The 18,784-nt window shown below is 46.0% G+C and carries 16 protein-coding genes; 1 reads left to right on the top strand and 15 read right to left on the bottom strand.

Annotated features, from left to right (window positions below):
- Positions 1 to 48: 48 nt before the first annotated feature.
- The 4 genes from ACQYAD_RS17420 to ACQYAD_RS17435 all read right to left on the bottom strand — a co-directional run bounded on the left by ACQYAD_RS17420 (position 49) and on the right by ACQYAD_RS17435 (position 3,792).
- On the bottom strand, positions 49 to 1,338 hold the full coding sequence (locus ACQYAD_RS17420) for a UDP-N-acetylglucosamine 1-carboxyvinyltransferase (RefSeq protein WP_430240156.1): 1,290 nt from the start codon (positions 1,336 to 1,338) through the stop codon (positions 49 to 51).
- Between the two features lie 217 nt (positions 1,339 to 1,555).
- Entirely contained in the window at positions 1,556 to 2,206 is a 651-nt protein-coding gene (gene fsa, locus ACQYAD_RS17425) for a fructose-6-phosphate aldolase (RefSeq protein ID WP_430240158.1), read from the bottom strand.
- Between the two features lie 112 nt (positions 2,207 to 2,318).
- Positions 2,319 to 3,176, bottom strand: coding sequence for a class II fructose-bisphosphate aldolase (locus tag ACQYAD_RS17430; RefSeq protein ID WP_430240160.1), 858 nt, complete (start codon positions 3,174 to 3,176; stop codon positions 2,319 to 2,321).
- A gap of 244 nt (positions 3,177 to 3,420) precedes the next feature.
- The gene (locus ACQYAD_RS17435; protein WP_430240163.1) at positions 3,421 to 3,792 is read right to left on the bottom strand and encodes a response regulator; all 372 of its coding nucleotides are present in this window, start codon (positions 3,790 to 3,792) and stop codon (positions 3,421 to 3,423) included.
- A gap of 261 nt (positions 3,793 to 4,053) precedes the next feature.
- Between ACQYAD_RS17435 and ACQYAD_RS17440 the strand changes: the two genes are divergently transcribed.
- A complete protein-coding gene (locus ACQYAD_RS17440) occupies positions 4,054 to 4,500 on the top strand; it encodes a DUF2529 family protein (RefSeq protein ID WP_430240394.1) in 447 nt (148 codons plus the stop codon).
- 168 nt (positions 4,501 to 4,668) lie between these two features.
- Here the strand turns inward: ACQYAD_RS17440 and ACQYAD_RS17445 are convergent, their stop codons facing one another.
- The 11 genes from ACQYAD_RS17445 to ACQYAD_RS17495 form a co-directional block, all read right to left on the bottom strand.
- Positions 4,669 to 6,267 (bottom strand): CTP synthase, encoded by a 1,599-nt coding sequence (locus tag ACQYAD_RS17445; protein WP_430240165.1) that lies wholly within the window; start codon positions 6,265 to 6,267, stop codon positions 4,669 to 4,671.
- 212 nt (positions 6,268 to 6,479) lie between these two features.
- Complete coding sequence (rpoE, locus tag ACQYAD_RS17450; RefSeq protein ID WP_430240167.1) at positions 6,480 to 7,055, bottom strand: DNA-directed RNA polymerase subunit delta; 576 nt, start codon at positions 7,053 to 7,055, stop codon at positions 6,480 to 6,482.
- A gap of 128 nt (positions 7,056 to 7,183) precedes the next feature.
- Positions 7,184 to 7,393: a hypothetical protein gene (locus ACQYAD_RS17455; RefSeq protein WP_430240169.1), complete on the bottom strand. Its 210-nt coding sequence runs from the start codon at positions 7,391 to 7,393 to the stop codon at positions 7,184 to 7,186.
- A 163-nt stretch (positions 7,394 to 7,556) separates the two neighbouring features.
- Positions 7,557 to 10,823, bottom strand: coding sequence for a fused isobutyryl-CoA mutase/GTPase IcmF (gene icmF / locus ACQYAD_RS17460; RefSeq protein ID WP_430240172.1), 3,267 nt, complete (start codon positions 10,821 to 10,823; stop codon positions 7,557 to 7,559).
- Between the two features lie 31 nt (positions 10,824 to 10,854).
- Positions 10,855 to 11,514, bottom strand: a complete 660-nt coding sequence (locus tag ACQYAD_RS17465; RefSeq protein ID WP_430240174.1) for a TetR/AcrR family transcriptional regulator — start codon at positions 11,512 to 11,514, stop codon at positions 10,855 to 10,857.
- A 16-nt stretch (positions 11,515 to 11,530) separates the two neighbouring features.
- Entirely contained in the window at positions 11,531 to 11,668 is a 138-nt protein-coding gene (locus ACQYAD_RS17470; RefSeq protein WP_430240176.1) for a hypothetical protein, read from the bottom strand.
- On the bottom strand, positions 11,665 to 12,804 hold the full coding sequence (locus ACQYAD_RS17475; protein ID WP_430240179.1) for an acyl-CoA dehydrogenase: 1,140 nt from the start codon (positions 12,802 to 12,804) through the stop codon (positions 11,665 to 11,667). Before ACQYAD_RS17475 ends, ACQYAD_RS17470 begins: the two co-directional genes overlap by 4 nt.
- 15 nt (positions 12,805 to 12,819) lie before the next feature.
- Complete coding sequence (locus tag ACQYAD_RS17480) at positions 12,820 to 13,956, bottom strand: acyl-CoA dehydrogenase (RefSeq protein ID WP_430240181.1); 1,137 nt, start codon at positions 13,954 to 13,956, stop codon at positions 12,820 to 12,822.
- A 64-nt stretch (positions 13,957 to 14,020) separates the two neighbouring features.
- Complete coding sequence (locus ACQYAD_RS17485) at positions 14,021 to 14,872, bottom strand: 3-hydroxybutyryl-CoA dehydrogenase (protein WP_430240184.1); 852 nt, start codon at positions 14,870 to 14,872, stop codon at positions 14,021 to 14,023.
- A 217-nt stretch (positions 14,873 to 15,089) separates the two neighbouring features.
- On the bottom strand, positions 15,090 to 16,277 hold the full coding sequence (locus ACQYAD_RS17490; protein ID WP_430240186.1) for an acetyl-CoA C-acetyltransferase: 1,188 nt from the start codon (positions 16,275 to 16,277) through the stop codon (positions 15,090 to 15,092).
- A gap of 284 nt (positions 16,278 to 16,561) precedes the next feature.
- Complete coding sequence (locus tag ACQYAD_RS17495; RefSeq protein ID WP_430240189.1) at positions 16,562 to 18,652, bottom strand: heterodisulfide reductase-related iron-sulfur binding cluster; 2,091 nt, start codon at positions 18,650 to 18,652, stop codon at positions 16,562 to 16,564.
- Positions 18,653 to 18,784: the final 132 nt, after the last annotated feature.

The raw sequence follows: 18,784 nt of genomic DNA on the forward strand, positions 1-18,784 counted from the left end.
GATTTCGTCCAAATTCGCTTTCTCTCTATCGTAATTGTGAAAAATGCATTACGTATTCTTTAAATGTTCGAGTTCTTCTTTCGTCAACGCCTCGCGCCAGATGGTTGCGCCTAGGCCATTCAATTTTTCAACAAGATTGCTATAACCCCGGTCGATATGGTCTAGTCCGGTTACCTCGGTAATTCCTTCGGCCATTAAGCCGGCAATCACAAGCGCAGCCCCCGCTCTTAAATCGCTCGCTTTCACCTTTGCACCTTGAAGCCGAATCGGCCCATTGATGATCGCCGACCGTCCTTCAACTTTAATATTGGCGTTCATTCTTCTGAGCTCGTCAATATGCTTAAAGCGGGCGCCATAAATCGTATCGGTCACAACGCTTGAGCCGGCCGCATTGGTTAAGAGCGCGGTGATTGGCTGCTGCAAATCTGTTGGGAAGCCGGGGTAAACGAGCGTTTTCACATCAACAGCCTTCAGCTGGTTTTGGCCTCTTTCAACAAAGATCTGGTCATCACCCGTTTCAATCTGAATGCCCATTTCGCGCAATTTGGCAATCAAAGATTCCAAGTGTTGGGGAATCACATTATCGATCAGCACCCCTTCACCGACGGCAGCCCCAATGATCATATACGTTCCGGCTTCAATTCGGTCGGGGATAATCGTGTGGCGACAGCCATGCAAACGTTCTACCCCCTCAATCCGGATGACATCGGTGCCGGCTCCTTTTATTTTGGCGCCCATATTCGTCAGTAGTGTTGCAACATCGATGATTTCCGGCTCCTTCGCCGCATTCTCAATGATGGTTTTGCCTTTTGCCTTGACGGCGGCAAGCATAATGTTTATCGTCGCCCCGACACTGACAACGTCCAAGTAAATTCTCGCACCACGCAGTTCATCCGCCCTAAGGTAGATGGCTCCTTGCTCGTTTGTAATCCGGGCACCTAATGCTTCGAATCCTTTTATGTGCTGGTCAATCGGCCGTGGACCAAGATGGCAGCCGCCCGGAAGGCCAATGACAGCTTTTTTAAACCGGCCAAGCATCGCTCCCATTAAGTAATAAGAAGCCCTTAGCTTCTTCACTTTCCCATTTGGCAGCGGCATTGAAATCATTGCTGACGGATCAACCGTCATTTCTCCATCTGAAAATTGAACGCTTCCGCCGATCTCTTCCATTAAACCCTTAAGAATTTCAACATCCGATATATCCGGTAATCCTTCAATCGTAACGGGGGAGTCGGCCAAAATTGTTGCTGGAATAAGGGCAACTGCACTATTTTTCGCACCGCTGATTCTTACCGTTCCTTTAAGCGGGTAGCCCCCGGCGATTTTAAGTTTTTCCATTTTCTGCTCCCTTCTATGCCTTACGCATGACCATGATGAGAAAATCTCTATAAAACGACCAATCTAGCCAGAGGGATATTTTCCCATGCCAAAAAAGCGATTTCCGACAACTTGTCTATTTATATAGTTTACACGATTATTCCCATTTCATGTATCGATATTTAAAAAAGTTAATAGAAAATGGAATAAATACTTTTCTCGGGGCTCTGAGACGTGATTAGGCGTTGTTTCGGGCATTCCAGTCTTTTAAAAATGCTTCAATCCCTTTATCTGTTAATGGGTGGTGAAAAAGCGACATCAAGACTTTGTATGGAATCGTTGCAATATGGGCACCACGAAGCGCCGCTTCGGTCACATGCATTGGATGGCGGATCGATGCAGCGATAATTTCCGTTTCCAATCCATGCACAGCAAAAATGTCAGCGATGGTGGAAATAAGTTCAAGCCCGTTGTAACCGATATCATCCAATCTTCCAAGGAATGGGGACACATAGGTAGCACCGGCTCTAGCAGCAAGAAGTGCCTGGTTTGCACTGAAAATTAACGTAACGTTTGTCTTAATTCCTTCCTCGGAAAAAGCATGAACCGCTTTCAATCCATCCGGAGTCATTGGGACTTTAATCGTAATATTCGGGGCTATGGCTGCCAGTTCTTTTCCTTCTCTAATCATGCCTTCTGCATCAAGCGCGATGACTTCGGCACTGACAGAACCCGGAACAATCGCCGTAATTTCCTTTAAACGGTCGTGGAAAGAAATATTTTTTTCTTTTGCTACAAGAGACGGGTTCGTTGTTACTCCAGATAGCAAGCCAAGCGCATGCGCTTCTTTAATTTCATCAAGATTGGCAGTATCAATAAAAAATTTCATAAATTTCCCCTCCGAATACAATTTAATTTCGATTTGCTTTAATCTTCAATCAATTTACAACGTTTTGAAACCGTCCCTTAGCACAGGACGGTTCCAAACCATAAAAATTCAATTAAGCTTTATTGGATGAACCAAATTCGCGGATTTTGCCGATGACTGTTTCTTTGATGGTTTCGCGAGCCGGTCCTAAATATTTGCGCGGATCGTACACTTCAGAATCAGCAGCCAGCACTTCGCGAACGCGTTTTGCCGAAGCAATTTGGTTTTCTGTGTTTACATTGATTTTTGCCGTACCAAGGGAAACAGCTTTTTGAATATCTTTCGTAGGAATTCCAGTTCCACCATGAAGAACAAGTGGGAGACCGGTGATATTTCCAATTTCTTCCATTTCTTTAAAACCAAGGTTTGGTTCGCCTTTGTACGGGCCGTGAACAGAACCTAAAGCAGGTGCAAGGCAGTCAATGCCTGTCCGTTTCACAAGCTCTTCACATTCTTTTGGATCGGCATAAATAATGCTTTCGCCGACAACATCGTCTTCTTGGCCGCCGACTGTTCCAAGCTCTGCCTCAACAGAAACGCCTTTAGAGTGAGCATAGTCGACCACTTTTGCAGTAATTTCAATATTTTCTTCAAACGGATGATGGGAGGCATCAATCATAACGGAAGTGAATCCGGCATCAATGGCTTCTTTACATTTTTCAAAGCTGGAGCCATGGTCAAGATGAATGGCAACTGGAACGGTAATTTTCAAATCTTCCATTAAGCCTTCTACCATTTTTACAACCGTTTTGAAGCCGCTCATATAACGGGCTGCGCCCTCAGACACTCCAAGGATTACAGGAGATTTTTCTTCTTCAGCTGCTTGAAGAATCGCTTGGGTAAATTCAAGGTTATTTAAGTTGAACTGCCCAACAGCGTAACGTTCTGCTTTCGCTTTCTTCAGCATTTCAGTCATTGAAACTAAAGGCATTTCTCTTCCTCCTTAATTTCGGTCATCATCTTTCCTTTTCATATAAAGGGTTTCCTTCAGCCTTGCTGAATATGTATTGCTTTTAGCCCAAAGAAAAGATAATCTACCACTAAAAGTTCATATGTATCATACCAAAACGAGCGAAGAAATGCCATTCATCTGAGAGACTTTTATAAATGTTCACAATGAAAGCGTGATCAAGTATTTTTTTCACTTCCATTCTTTACACGCAAAAAATCATCTCTCAATATTGCGGTAAATTGCTTCTAACTGCCGCCCGAATGTCATCAATATCAAACGGTTTAGCGAAGTGAGTAATCGCTCCAAGGTTTTTTGCTTCCTTAATCATATCCAATTCTCCGTATGCGGTCATAATGATGACACGGATTTCCGGATCGATTGCTTTCATTCTTTTCAAAATTTCAATTCCGTCCATTCCGGGGATTTTCATGTCCAATAAGACGAGATCCGGGTCATGCTTTTGAACAATATCAAGCGCTTGAAGACCGTTTGCTGCCTGAAACGTATTGTACCCTTCTTTTTGGAAAACTTCATTCAATAATATACGGATTCCAAATTGATCATCAACGATTAAAATTTTCTCTTTCCCTTTCATAACTCCTCCACCTCTTCCTATTCTTTAAATTGCTGTGTTCTTTTCCCCCATGTATATGTTCGATTATTTTTCGTCATTTCCTTCCTTTTCTCCTATTAAAAAGGTCAATTTTGTTAATTTTTTTATCGTGCTATAATATTGGCAGCAACTATAGAAGGAGGCGGCACCCAAAGAGATGTTAAAAATGTTTACGACCCAATTGTCGGGGCTGTTTAAAAAATAGCGGAAAAAGAAGCGTTTGCGATTGAAGATGGCGCCCGCCTGCTTGCCCAGGCTCCAGCTGGCGATGGGGCGGTTTATTTTTATGGAGCAAAGGAAATGAAGGCCGTTTTGCCAGAGGCGACAGAAGGCGCAGAACCACTTCAGTTTGCAAAAACGTTAACAGAACCCCGTGCGGTGGAATTAACGGAGGCTGACCGGATCGTGATCTTTTCCCGCTACTCCACAGATTCGGAGGCAGTTGCGCTTGCAGCCCATTTAAATGAAAAAGGGATTCCCTTTGTAGCGGTGTCTTCTGTTTCTGAAACAGCTGGCAGCGCCGATTTGACTGAACTGGCCGATGTTCATATTAACCTTTGGCTGACAAAAGGATTGCTGCCAGATGAACAAGGCGGCCGCTTTGGCCAGCCATTTGCAATGGCAGCATTGTTTGTCTACTACGGCCTTTCCTTTACAATGAATGAGATTTTGGCTGAATACGAATTGTAAATTGAAAGCCTGCAAACGTGGATTCGTGATAAAAAAGGCATTGGAGGTTGGCCGTTTCGAAGGTACTATATGAATCGTGATTAGCTAAGAAAAAACACCAGACTATTTCGACCAGGCTGATAGTACAAAAAATCGCCAGCCCATTTCGTCCAGGCTGGCGTTTTTTTGTTATTTATTCCCCAAAGAGGCTTTAATAAATTCGCGGAACAGCGGCTGCGGGCGAGTTGGCCGCGATACTAGCTCAGGGTGAAACTGTGAAGCGACGAACCAAGGATGATCCTTCAGCTCAATAATTTCCACAAGGCGGCCATCCGGGCTTGTCCCAGAGAAGACAAAACCGGCCTGCTCCATCTGCTGACGGAATTGGTTGTTGAATTCATAACGATGGCGATGGCGCTCATACACAACTTCTTCGCCATATGCTTCAGCTACCTTTGTATTATCAGCAAGGCGGCATGGATACAAGCCAAGGCGGAGCGTACCGCCCAAATCTTCAATATCCTTTTGCTCCGGAAGCAAGTCGATAATGGGATAGTTTGTATTCGGGTCAATTTCCGAAGAATGGGCTCCCTTCAGGCCAAGCACATTGCGGGCATACTCAACCGTTGCCAGCTGCATGCCTAAGCAAATGCCGAGAAACGGCTTTTTGTGTTCGCGCGCATATTGGATTGCGTGAATTTTCCCGTCAATACCGCGATCGCCAAATCCTCCAGGAACAAGAATTCCGTCTGCATCCCTTAATAGTTCTTCAACATTCTCGGCTGTCACCTCATCCGAGTTGATCCAATCAATGTCAATATCCGAATCAAAGGTGTAGCCTGCATGTTTTAATGCTTCAACAACTGAAATATAGGCGTCTTGCAAGGAGACATATTTCCCGACCAAAGCAATTTTTGTTGTTTTTGAAAGGGAACGAACTTTGTCAACTAGCTGTTTCCATTCGGTCATATCGGCTTCTTTTGTAATGAGCTTAAAATGATCGCAAACGATCTGATCCATATGCTGTTCTTGCAAAGCAAGCGGCACAGCATAAAGGGTATCTGCATCCTGCATTTCAATAACCGCTTTTTTATCGATATCACAGAATAGAGCAATTTTGTCCTTCATTTCTTGAGAAACAGGCATTTCCGTCCGGACAACAATAATGTTTGGCTGAATGCCAAGGCTGCGCAGCTCTTTCACACTGTGCTGTGTTGGCTTTGTCTTCATTTCACCTGCTGCTTTAATGTACGGAATTAAGGTGCAGTGAACATACATGACATTGTCGCTTCCGATATCGCTTTTAATCTGGCGGATCGCTTCAAGGAATGGCAGTGATTCGATATCGCCGACAGTTCCGCCAATTTCCGTAATGACTACATCCGCATTCGTTTCTTTCCCTGCCCGGAAAACGCGGTCTTTGATTTCATTGGTAATATGCGGAATGACTTGAACCGTACCGCCTAAATAATCCCCGCGCCGCTCTTTTCGCAGGACAGTTGAGTAAATTTTTCCAGTCGTGACATTATTGTATTTAGTTAAGTTGATGTCGATAAAACGCTCATAATGGCCCAGATCCAAATCGGTTTCCGCGCCGTCATCTGTTACAAACACTTCGCCGTGCTGGTACGGGCTCATGGTTCCAGGGTCAACGTTGATGTATGGATCAAATTTTTGAATCGTCACATTTAAGCCCCTGTTTTTTAACAGCCGCCCAAGCGATGCAGCGGTTATTCCTTTTCCAAGCGACGAAACCACACCGCCGGTTACAAAAATATATTTTGTCATTTTTTATCCCCCTCAATTACAGTTTGTGCATTCTCTTATGTGTTTAAGGCACTTTTTTAAAAAAGTTACGGAAAGCAAAAGGATGATATTGCCAAAAATAAAAGCACTCCACTTACACAAGGTAAGGGAGCGCTTATTCGCTATGATCAATCGTCCTTTTTCAAGGAGCCCAAAAATGATTCTACAAGGGCAGAATAAAAAAGTCAAGCTGGTTATACATCTTCTTCCTCTTCCACTTCTTCATCCAGTTCATCGAGGTCATCCAACTCTTCATCTTCTAAGTCGAATTCTTCTTCCTCTTCTTCCTCGACGACATCTTCATCGCCGAAATCTTCCGCATCATCATCAAGATCGTCAAAATCTTCTTCCTCATCAAGCAGATCGGTGTCGTCTTCAAAGTCATCAAGATCATCGTAGTCGAGATCGTCTTCGAGTTCTTCGAGCTCATCAAGATCGATATCGTCTTCATCCACTGCTTTCTTCGCCTTTTTCTTCTTCGGTTTCACGGTTGTAACGACTTCTTCTTCGATCGTATCAACCGGATACCAAGTTCTTAGCCCCCAGCGATTTTCTCCTACTGCCAGGAATCGGCCATCTATGTTCAAATCGGTGTAATACTGCGCAATTTTGGCTCTGACTTCTGCTTCTGACAGCCCAAGCGCTTGAGCTACTTCATTCATTAATTCATTGAACGAAACTGGCTGCTTGCTGTCCTTTAAAAATTCAAAAGCAATTTCAATGAAAGACATTTCTTGCAATTGCTCTTTTGAATATTGTGCTATACCCACTATCGGCACATCCTTTCTCTATTCACACCTTACACTCCATCAAAGCGAGTGATGACGGACTTTTAGAAAAATTTCTCCCAGAATACATATTCTTCATTATAAACAAATTTCTCCCGTTTATGCTAGTACTATCTGCTGTCCTGCTTGATTTTTTCTTCTTTTGCTATGACATTGTCTGCCGGTTCTCGATGTTTTAATTTTTTTGCTTCCTTTATGGTGATGGAGAGAAAGAAAAGAGCGAGCAGCAAAAAGGAGATTGCCCCTAATTGGCGCGCGTAAAGGTAGTACAATGGCCAGGCAAAAATCAATAAAAGGATCATGATATGGGATAATTTCATCTGCTTCCACCTGCCAAGATTACTCATTTTCTGTCAATCCTTTGCTTAAGACGACCAGCCTGAACGAAAAACAGATCGATGTCCTAGCAAAATTAATTTAAACACATTTAGAGCAAAAAAAACAATGGCTTTACTCGCCATTGAAAAATTTCTTCATTTCTTTCTACATATTTCTACGGTATTGGCCGCCGACTTCGTAGAGGGCTTTTGTGATTTGGCCGAGGCTTGCGACTTTTACAGTTTCCATTAATTCTGCAAAAATATTGCCATTGTTTACGGCTGTTTGTTTCAATCGCTGCAGTGCTTTCGGTGCGGCATCCGCATGGCGTTTATGAAACTCGTTTAAGTTGGCAATTTGCAGCTCTTTTTCTTGCTTTGATGCCCTTGCAAGCTCCATTTGGTCAATGGACTCTTCAGGAGGCGGATTCGGATTTACATACGTATTGACGCCGATAATCGGCAGCTCGCCGGAATGTTTTTTCATTTCATAAAGCATGGACTCCTCCTGAATTTTCCCCCGCTGGTACTGGGTTTCCATCGCTCCTAACACCCCGCCACGATCATTGATTCGTTCAAATTCTCTTAGCACTGCTTCCTCGACAAGATCGGTCAGCTCTTCAATTATAAACGAACCTTGCAGTGGATTCTCATTTTTTGAAAGACCATGCTCCTTTGTAATAATCATTTGAATGGCCATCGCCCTTCTGACCGATTCCTCGGTCGGCGTTGTAATTGCCTCATCATACGCGTTTGTATGGAGCGAATTGCAATTATCCGATAATGCCATCAATGCCTGCAATGTCGTACGAATATCATTAAAGTCAATTTCCTGAGCATGCAGTGAACGGCCCGATGTCTGAATATGGTATTTCAGTTTCTGACTGCGCTCGTTTGCACCATATTTGTCGCGCATCACCGTTGCCCAAATGCGGCGGGCCACCCGGCCAATGACGGTATATTCCGGATCAAGTCCATTCGAGAAAAAGAAGGAAAGATTTGGAGCAAAGTCATCAATCTTCATCCCACGGCTTAAATAATATTCCACATACGTAAAGCCATTGGCCAGTGTAAACGCAAGCTGGGAAATCGGATTGGCCCCCGCTTCGGCAATATGATAGCCGGAGATCGACACAGAATAATAATTCCGCACTTGATGATCAATAAAATACTGCTGAATATCCCCCATCATCCGGAGGGCAAATTCTGTTGAAAAGATACACGTATTTTGCCCCTGATCTTCTTTTAAAATATCAGCCTGCACCGTGCCGCGCACAGTCTTTAACGTGTACGCCTTGACGTCATCCCGCTCAGCGGCGGTCAGCGGCCTGCCCAGCTCCGCTTCCTTTTTTGAAAGCTGCTGTTCGATTGCAGTGTTCATAAACATCGCCAAAATAATTGGCGCCGGGCCATTGATCGTCATCGACACGGAGGTAGAGGGATCGCATAAATCAAAGCCGGCATACAGCTTTTTCATATCGTCAAGCGTACAGATGCTGACGCCGCTTTCGCCGATTTTGCCGTAAATATCCGGACGGTAATCAGGATCTTCCCCGTAAAGCGTTACCGAGTCAAATGCTGTGCTTAGACGTTTCGCCGGATCATCCTTTGAAAGATAGTGAAAGCGGCGGTTTGTTCGCTCGGGCGTCCCCTCTCCGGCAAATTGCCGCTTCGGATCCTCCCCTTCCCGTTTAAACGGAAAGACCCCGGCAGTATACGGGAACGATCCTGGAACATTTTCACGGTAAATCCAGCGGAGAATTTCACCGTAATCCCGATACTTTGGCAAAACAACCTTTGGAATATCCAAGCCGGACAAGCTTTTTGTTTTTAAAGCCGTTAGGATTTCTTTATCGCGAATTCTTGTAACAAACTGCTCTGCCCTATAGATTTGTTTCATTTCTTCCCAGCCATCAAGAATTTTTTTCGACTCCGGCGTTAACATTGCCTCCGTTTGTTGCTGAATGGCGAGCAAAGCGGCCACGACTTCCGGGTTAGCGCCGGCGTGCTTGACCGCATCCAGTGCCCCTTCCAATTGAAACAGTTTTCGGGCAACTCCCGCCTGTTCCTCCGCTTTCTGATGGTAACGGCGAACCGTTTCGGTCATTTCACGCAAATAATAACGGCGGTCATTTGGGATAATGACATTTTGCTTTTGCGTATTGGCCTGTTTGCTGAAGGATGTCTGCCAATCGGTTCCGGTCTTTTCATTTATTTTTTCAATCAGGGCCGCAAACAGGGCATTCGTTCCCGGATCGTTGAACTGGCTGGCAATGGTGCCATAGACGGGCATTTCCGAAGGATCTTTTTCAAACAGCATCCGGCTCCGCTGATATTGTTTCTGCACTTGATTTCGCGCATCTTCTGAACCTTTGCGCTCAAATTTATTAATGACAATCAAATCGGCAAAATCGATCATATCAATTTTCTCCAGCTGGGAAGGGGCGCCAAATTCGCTTGTCATGACATATAACGAGACATCACAAATTTCCGTAATCTCGGCATCGCCTTGGCCGATTCCGCTCGTTTCGACAATGATCAAATCAAAGCCGGCAGCCTTTACAACGGCTAATGCATCACGGATGGCAAGTGATAGCTCGTTTTTGGACGATCTGGTTGCAAGGCTGCGCATAAAAACTTGGGGATGGAAAATGGCATTCATGCGAATTCGATCTCCAAGTAGCGCACCGCCAGTCTTTTGTTTTGTCGGATCGACCGATAAAACGGCTACTTTTTTCTCCGGGATTTCATTGAGAAAGCGGCGAATCAGTTCATCGGTAAGCGAGCTTTTGCCTGCGCCGCCTGTTCCGGTGATTCCGACAACCGGAGTTTGGGACGGCATCGCTTTGATTTTATCAAGTACATGCTCCAGTGCCGCCGCGGCATCTCCTTGCTTGTCAACATGAAGCTCGGCAAGCGTAATCAGCTTGGCAACCGTATTGACATCCCCTGTGGCGAGTTTGTCAATTAACTCTACTGTTTGCCGATCAACCGTTGAAAAATCACACTCTTCCAGCATGATGTTAATCATTCCTTGAAGCCCCAGCTGCCGGCCATCTTCGGGCGAAAAAATCCTCGCGATTCCGTATTCGTGCAGCTCCTTTATTTCCCTCGGAATGATCACCCCGCCACCTCCACCGTAAATGCGGATTTGTGGCGCCCCTTTTTCACGCAGCAAATCATACATATAGTTAAAATACTCCACATGCCCGCCTTGATAAGAAGAAATCGCGATTCCCTGTACATCCTCTTGGATCGCTGCATTTACGACTTCTTCCACCGAGCGATTGTGACCAAGGTGAATGACTTCCGCCCCGCTCGCTTGCAGGATTCGTCTCATAATATTAATCGATGCATCGTGTCCATCAAAAAGGCTCGAAGCCGTGACAAAACGAATATGATGCTTCGGCCGATAAATCTCCGTTGCGCTCATTTTTCTCCCCCTCTCCGTTTAAACCGGCCTCTTATTGAGTTGTGAACTTTTCTGCGGTACAACTTGGCTGATACTTAAGGAATCCTGCAAATAAGAGCTCCGTTTGAATTTCAATATATTCTTCCAGCTTGTATACTTTTTGCAGCTCCCAGCGGCGGAAGGCCCACATTTGTCCTTGAACAATAATATTATGAGCGATCATTTTGACTTGCTTTTCCGTTAGGTTGAGCACGCCATTTTCAACACATTTTTCCAGAAGCTCGGCAAACATGGAGGCCATTTCCACTTCTTTGCGCAAAACATATGGAAGCGCATCTTTTGAAAGCGACTTTGCCTCCTGATACATGACAAGCACTTCATCCTGCATCTCATCCACAATTCGGAAATAATCTGCAATTCCAAGCTTCAGATTGGCAAGCGTCCCTTGGCTCGGATCAATATCCATTTGCAGCCGTTCGCGGACATGGTCATAAATGCTGTCGCATACAAGGTAGAGAACGTCCTCTTTCGTCCGGATGTATTCGTACAATGTGCCGATGCTAAATCCAGCTTCCCTGGCAATTTCTCTTGTTGTTGTCCGATGAAAGCCTTTTTGTTTAAACAGCGCAACCGCACCTTTTATCATTTGATCCCGCCGCTTCTTTACAAGACGTTCATCCTTGACGGATGCTGATACGTCCAGTCTTTTCATTCACTTCCCACCGCCTTTACCGCTGTCCATACTTCTTTCGGAATGGCCCTTTTTTAAAAAAAGCGTACGCGCCAACCGCAGCAATGTATGCTGCGTTTTTTCGCCGATCGAGCCTTAGGTTTTCCGCATCGTACCGGCATTTTCCAACCATCACTTTGTAATCATCCTGGAGATGACAAGCCGCTGGATTTCCTGTGTTCCTTCATAAATTTGCGTAATTTTTGCATCGCGCATGAACCGCTCAACCAGATACTCTTTTGTGTAGCCATAGCCGCCAAAAATTTGCACGGCCTCGGTTGTCACCTTCATTGCCGTATCACCGGCAAACAGCTTAGACATTGCCGATTCTTTTCCATATGGCAGGCCATTGGACTCGAGCCACGCTGCTTGATAGGTTAACAGTCTGGCAGCTTCAATGCTTGTTGCCATGTCCGCAAGCTTAAAGCTGATTCCTTGCTGTGTCGCGATCGGTTTGCCAAATTGGCGGCGTTCACGGGCATAATCGATTGCCGCATCAAGCGCTCCTTGGGCAATTCCCACTGCCTGGGCAGCAATCCCATTGCGACCGCCGTCGAGCGTCATCATCGCAATTTTAAAGCCTTCTCCTTCTGCTCCGAGACGATTTTCTACCGGCACTTTGCAGTCTTCAAAAACAATCTCCGTTGTCGGTGATGACCGAATGCCCATCTTCTTTTCTTTTTTGCCAATCGAAAAACCCGGGAAGTCCTTTTCAACAATGAAGGCAGTTATTCCCTTTTGCCTGCTCTCGGGATCTGTCAGAGCAAATACGACGTATACATCTGCTTCACCGCCGTTAGTAATAAAGATTTTTGAGCCATTTAGTACATAATGACTGCCAGCCAATTTGGCAGTCGTCCGCATTCCGCCGGCATCCGAACCACTGCCCGGCTCGGTTAAACCATACGCACCCAGCATTTTTCCTTCGGCAAGCGGCCGCAAGTATTTTTGCTTTTGCGCTTCCGAACCAAATTTATAAATCGGCCAGCCGGCAAGCGAGGTATGGGCGGATAAGGTTACTCCCGTTGAGGCGCATACCCTTGATAGTTCTTCAATGGCAATGCAGTATGCTAAGTAATCGCTTCCAATACCTCCGTATTCTTCCGGCCATGGAATCCCCGTTAAGCCAAGCTCGGCCATTTGGGTAAAAAGCCCGCGGTCAAAGCGTTCCTGTTCATCGCGCTCCGCTGCGGTCGGCGCCACTTCATTGCGGGCAAAATCGCGGACCATTTTGCGGATCATTTCATGCTCTTCGGATAATTGAAAATTCATTTGTTCGTTCCCCCTTTAATTGAGTAGACTTTTTCCGATTACCATTCTCTGAATTTCGCTTGTTCCTTCATAGATTTCCGTAATTTTTGCATCGCGGAAGTACCGTTCAACCGGGTAATCTTCCGTATAGCCATAGCCGCCGAAAATTTGCACGACCTCGGTCGCAACTTCCACAGCTGTTCTTGAGGCAAACAATTTTGCCATTGAGGCTTGTTGTCTGCACTCCTTGCCTTGTGAGCGCAGTTGGGCAGCTTGATAGACTACTAGTCTTGCCGCTTCCACATGTGTAGCCATATCGGCTAGCTTAAAGGCAACACCTTGCTGGTTGGCAATTGGTCTGCCAAATTGGTGCCTTTCTTTCGCGTAAAGCGTTGCCGCTTCCAATGCAGCTTCGGCGATGCCAAGCGCTTGTGCAGCAATGCCGATTCTGCCAGCCTCAAGATTGGCCATCGCAATGTTAAATCCATCTCCTTCCTGCCCGAGGAGATTGGCTGCAGGAACTCTCATTTCCTCAAACGTAAGCTGTACCGTCCGCGACCCATGAAGTCCCATTTTTTTCTCATCCTTGCCAATGATCAGACCTGGCGTATTTTTTTCGACAATAAAAGCCGTAATGCCTTTTTTGCCCAATGAAGGATTGAGCGTGGCAAAAACAATATACACATCCGCTTCCCCGCCATTGGTGATAAACATTTTCGAACCATTTATGACGTATTCATCCCTGTCTTTTACAGCTCTGGACTTTAAACTGGAAGCATCTGAACCAGCATTCGCTTCAGTTAGACAAAATGCACCCAAATACGCGCCTGCTGCGAGCTTCGAAACATATTTACGCTTCTGTTCCTCCGTGCCGAAGTAAACGATCGGATTTGTACAAACAGATGTGTGAACGGATAGAATTACGCCGACCGTTGCACTGACTTTTGATAGTTCATTGATTGCGAGAATATACGAGACAAAGTCCATTCCCGCCCCGCCATATTTTTCAGGAATCGGTATTCCCATCAAGCCAAGCTCAGCCATTTTCCGGATGATTTCCCGGGGAAATTCGCCCTTTTCCATTTTCTCAACAAATGGAGCGACTTCGTTTGCCGCAAAATCGCGTACCATTTTTCGCATCATTTCTTGTTCTTCCGTAAAACGCAGTTCCATCCCCATCCCCCCATACCGTTAAAACGTCGGATTCTATTGGTTGCCATGACAGAAGGCGGCGAATCTATTCATAGCTGTAAAAGCCGCGGCCCGTTTTCCGGCCAAGCCAGCCAGCTTTCACATATTTCCTGAGAAGCGGGCACGGGCGGTATTTATCATCGCCAAAGCCTTTGTGAAGCGTTTCCATAATATACAAACACGTATCAAGGCCGATAAAATCAGCCAAGGTCAACGGCCCCATTGGATGGTTCATGCCAAGCTTCATCACGTCATCGATCGCTTCTTTACTGGCTACCCCTTCATACAGTGTATAAATGGCTTCATTGATCATTGGCATCAGCACCCGGTTGGAAACAAAGCCGGGAAAATCGTTGACTTCCACCGGCACTTTTTCCAAGGTTTCCGTCATTTCTTTGATTGCACTGTAGACTTCGTCTGCTGTTGCCAGTCCGCGGATGATTTCAACAAGCTTCATTACCGGTACCGGGTTCATAAAGTGCATACCGATTACTTTTTCCGGCCGCTTTGTTGCAGCGGCGATTTCGGTAATCGGCAGCGATGACGTGTTGCTTGCCAAAATGGCATGTTGCGGAGCCATTTCATCAAGCTGGGAAAAAATATTCGTTTTAATTTCCATGTTTTCAACAGCTGCTTCAATGACGAGATCTACTTTGGCTGCATCGTTTAAGGTTACAGACGGAGTAATCCGCTCCATCACCGTTTGTTTCTGTTCCGGTGTTAACCGCCCCTTTTCCACCTGCCGTGATAAGTTTTTGTTCATCCCGTTTCGTCCGCGCTCCACAAATTCCGGCTTCAAGTCATATAAAAACACTTGATAACCTGCCGCGGCACAAACTTGGGCAATGCCCGAGCCCATTTGTCCGGCACCGACAACCATTACTTTTTCGATCTTCACATTCTCCACTCCTATTTAGTCGCAAATTGTTGTTTTTAGGGTACGTTCATGGTGCGATTCGGCATTTTTGGGGAGCGTTCACAACATGACAGTCCTTCTCATGCGCGCTCCAGCCCTTTTTCCGTGCTTTCGCTTCATGACAATCCTTCTCATGGCGTGATCCGGCCCTTTTTCCGCGCTTTCGCGTCATGACAGCCTCGCTCATTCCTACCGATTTTTACCGCTTTGGCACTTCGATCATGACGGCATCGCCTTGGCCGCCGCCACTGCAAATTGCGGCAATCCCAGTCCCGCCGCCGCGGCGTTTCAATTCATGCATCAAGGTAATGATGATCCGTGCTCCGCTTGCACCAATCGGATGGCCGAGCGCAACAGCACCGCCATTCACATTCACTTTCCCCGAATCCAGTCCGGCAATTTTCATGCTCGCCAGCGCAACCGCGGCAAACGCTTCATTGATTTCAATTAAATCAATTTCAGCATGGCTTTTGCCGGTTTTTTTCAAAAGCTCATTGATCACAAGTCCTGGCGTCTTCGGAAAATCCTTTGCTTCTACCGCTACGGCGGCATGAGCAAGAATAGTGGCTTCCGGGATTCTTCCTTCTTTTTCCGCACGCGCTTCGCTCATCAGCACTAATGCGGCCGCACCATCATTCACACCAGGAGCGTTTCCAGCTGTAATCGTACCGACCGGATTGAAAACAGGCGCCAATTTGGACAGCCGCTCAAGCGATGTATCCCTTCTTGGGCCTTCATCGTGCTCGACAATGATGGATGCTCCCTTCTTTCCCTTCACTGTAACGGGAACAATTTCTTCCGCAAACTTCCCTGATTCGATTGCCGCAATTGACCGCTCATGGCTGCGCAATGCCCACTCATCTTGCTCTTGCCTTGAGATCTCCATTTCTTTGGCGGTTAAACTTCCATAGCTTCCCATATGAACGCCAGTAAAACTGCATGTAAGCCCGTCGGAAATCATCATATCTTTGACAGATGAATCGCCCATTCGAAAGCCCCATCTTGCTTTTGGCAGCAAATAGGGGGCATTGCTCATCGACTCCATTCCCCCGGCAACAATCACTTCTTCATCCCCGCAGCGGATAATTTGGTCCGCAAGCGTCACACTGCGCATTCCAGAGGCACATACTTTATTGATCGTTTCGGTTTTCACTTCCCACGGCAGCCCAGCATGCCTTGCCGCTTGCCGCGATGGAATTTGTCCCTGTCCTCCTTGTAAAACGGTTCCAAGAATAACCTCCTGAACCTCATTACCGCTGACTTCCGCCCGATTCAGCGCTTCTTTAACAGCAATACCCCCCAATTCAGCAGCGGACATGCTGCTAAGCGCACCCCCCAATTTTCCAAAAGGCGTCCTAACCCCACTTAAAATAACCGTTCTGTTCATCCTTTTTTCTCCCCTTTGTTTCGAGCGATCCGCCACTCCCCTTTTGACTGAACGCTCGCTCAAAATTTTGAAAGCGTTTTAAATACCAACCTCATTTTATCGCAAAAAGAGAAGAAGTTGAAATATTTTACACAAAATTCGTAAAATTTTATGAATTCAGCGTTTCAACTTCTCTTTTTTTAGCTAATACACCAGAATTTATATCCATAAATTCTGAACGCATAAGGGCAACTATACCTCTGTCTTCGCCAAAGGCACGCCAATCGGCAAGTTTTCTTTAAACATCACCCGCAGACTGCTCTTTCCAATAGCTCCGCAACGTCATATGTGCGGACTTGCTCTTCCACTTCTTTTGCCTTCGTCCCGTCCGACAGCATTGTCAAACAATACGGGCAGGCAGAGCTGATCACCGTCGGGTTCACTGCCAGTGCTTGCTCTGTTCGGGCAATATTGATCCGATGGCCGGTTTCTTCTTCCATCCACATCAACCCGCCGCCAGCCCCGCAGCACATCGCCGTCTCACGGTTACGTTCCATTTCCACCAACTTTACACCCGGGATCGCCTTCAAAATATCCCGCGGCTGGTCATATACACCGTTATAGCGACCCAGATAGCACGAATCATGGAACGTGATCGTCTCCTTGACCTCATATTTCGGCACAAGCCGTCCTTCTTTCAGAAGCTTTGCCAACAGTTCGGTATGATGATATACCTCCGTATTCAAACCGAAATCGGGATATTCATTTTTAAAAGTGTTATAAGCATGCGGGTCAATTGTAACGATCTTTTTCACTTCATTTTTTTCTAATTCTTCAATATTTTTCGTTGCCAGCTCTTGGAATAAAAATTCATTGCCAAGCCGGCGTGCAGTATCTCCCGAGTTTTTCTCCTTATTGCCAAGAATGGCAAATTTCACGCCTGCCTCATTTAGCAATTTTGCAAAGGAGAGGGCAATTTTCTGGCTGCGATTATCATAGGAACCCATTGACCCGACCCAGAAAAGGTATTCAAATTCTTCACCCGCCTTGTTCATCTCTTTGACTGTCGGCACAGCGACATCTTCGCGGACTTCCCTCCAGTCTTCACGTGCTTTGCGGTTTAAGCCCCACGGATTTCCCTGGCGCTCAATATTTTGGATGGCGCGCTGGGCATCGGCATTCATTTTTCCTTCAGTTAAAACAAGGTAGCGTCTGAGGTCGATAATTTTTTCAACATGCTCATTCATGACGGGGCATTGGTCTTCACAATTTCGGCAGGTCGTACACGCCCAAATTTCCTCTTCGGTGATCACATCGCCGATCAGGCTTGGATGATAGGCCAATGTCGCGGCGGCTTCTTTTGCTCCACTGCTGCCCGCTGCAAGAGCCAGCTGGTTGCCCTTTGTATGGGCAAAGGCAAAGGCTGGCACCCATGGCTGCTTCGAGGTTACCACTGCGCCATAATTGGTCAGATGATCGCGCAGCTTTAGCATCAAATCCATCGGCGACAGCATTTTTCCTGTCCCTGTTGCCGGGCACATATTGGTACAGCGCCCGCATTCCACGCAGGCGTACAAATCGACCAGCTGCAGCTGCGTAAAGTCTTCGATTTTTCCCACGCCAAACGATTCTTGTGTTTCGTCTTCGAAATTAATTTTTGTTAATTTGCCCGGTTTCTCCAGCCGGTTAAGGTAGACGTTTGCCGGTCCTGCGATCAGATGGGCGTGCTTTGACTGCGGCACATAGACAAGGAAGGCAAGCAGAAACAATAAATGCATCCACCAGGCGATGTAGAAGACGACGATGGCAGCGGTTGTGCCAATCGGCGAAAAAACAGTCGCGATCAGCGAAGCAACCGGTTCGCTCCAGCTGGGCTCCTCACCATGCCAGATGATCCCCATTCCATTTCCAAGAAGAACGGAAACCATCAATCCGCCAATAAAAATTAGCACAAGTCCGGATTTAAAGCTCCGATTTAAACGAACGAGTTTTTCAATATAGCGGCGGTAAAACGCCCAAACAACAGCAATTAAAATCAGTAATGTGACGATTTCCTGAAAAAAGGTAAAACCGGGGTACAGTGGTCCAAGCGGCAGATGTGACCCGGGGTTGAGCCCTTTCCAAATAAAATCGATCGTGCCAAACTGGACAAGCAAAAATCCATAGAAAAACACAACGTGAATAGCGCCGCTTTTTTTGTCCTTTAGTAGCTTTTTCTGCCCGAAAACATTTACCCAAATCTTTTCCAAGCGTGCCTTTACATCGTTGTCAAACTCTGCTTTCTTACCCAATTTGATGTACTGAATCCTCGTTTTGACCACGTAAATGAACAGACTGATCGCGTAAGCGGTTACAAGTAAAAACGCAATCAAGTTAATTGCCAAGAGCCCATTCATGCCATTCACTCCTTCCCCATTTTGTTCGTATCAGTTGAAAATTGTGAAACAGTAAAATATTCTGAATTTATTCGATCTACTATTATTATATTATGAATGAACATTCAGTCAATCTTTTTCTGTCCATTTAAA

Source organism: Neobacillus sp. SM06, assembly GCF_050496765.1.
GTDB lineage: Bacteria > Bacillota > Bacilli > Bacillales > Cytobacillaceae > JAEVLT01.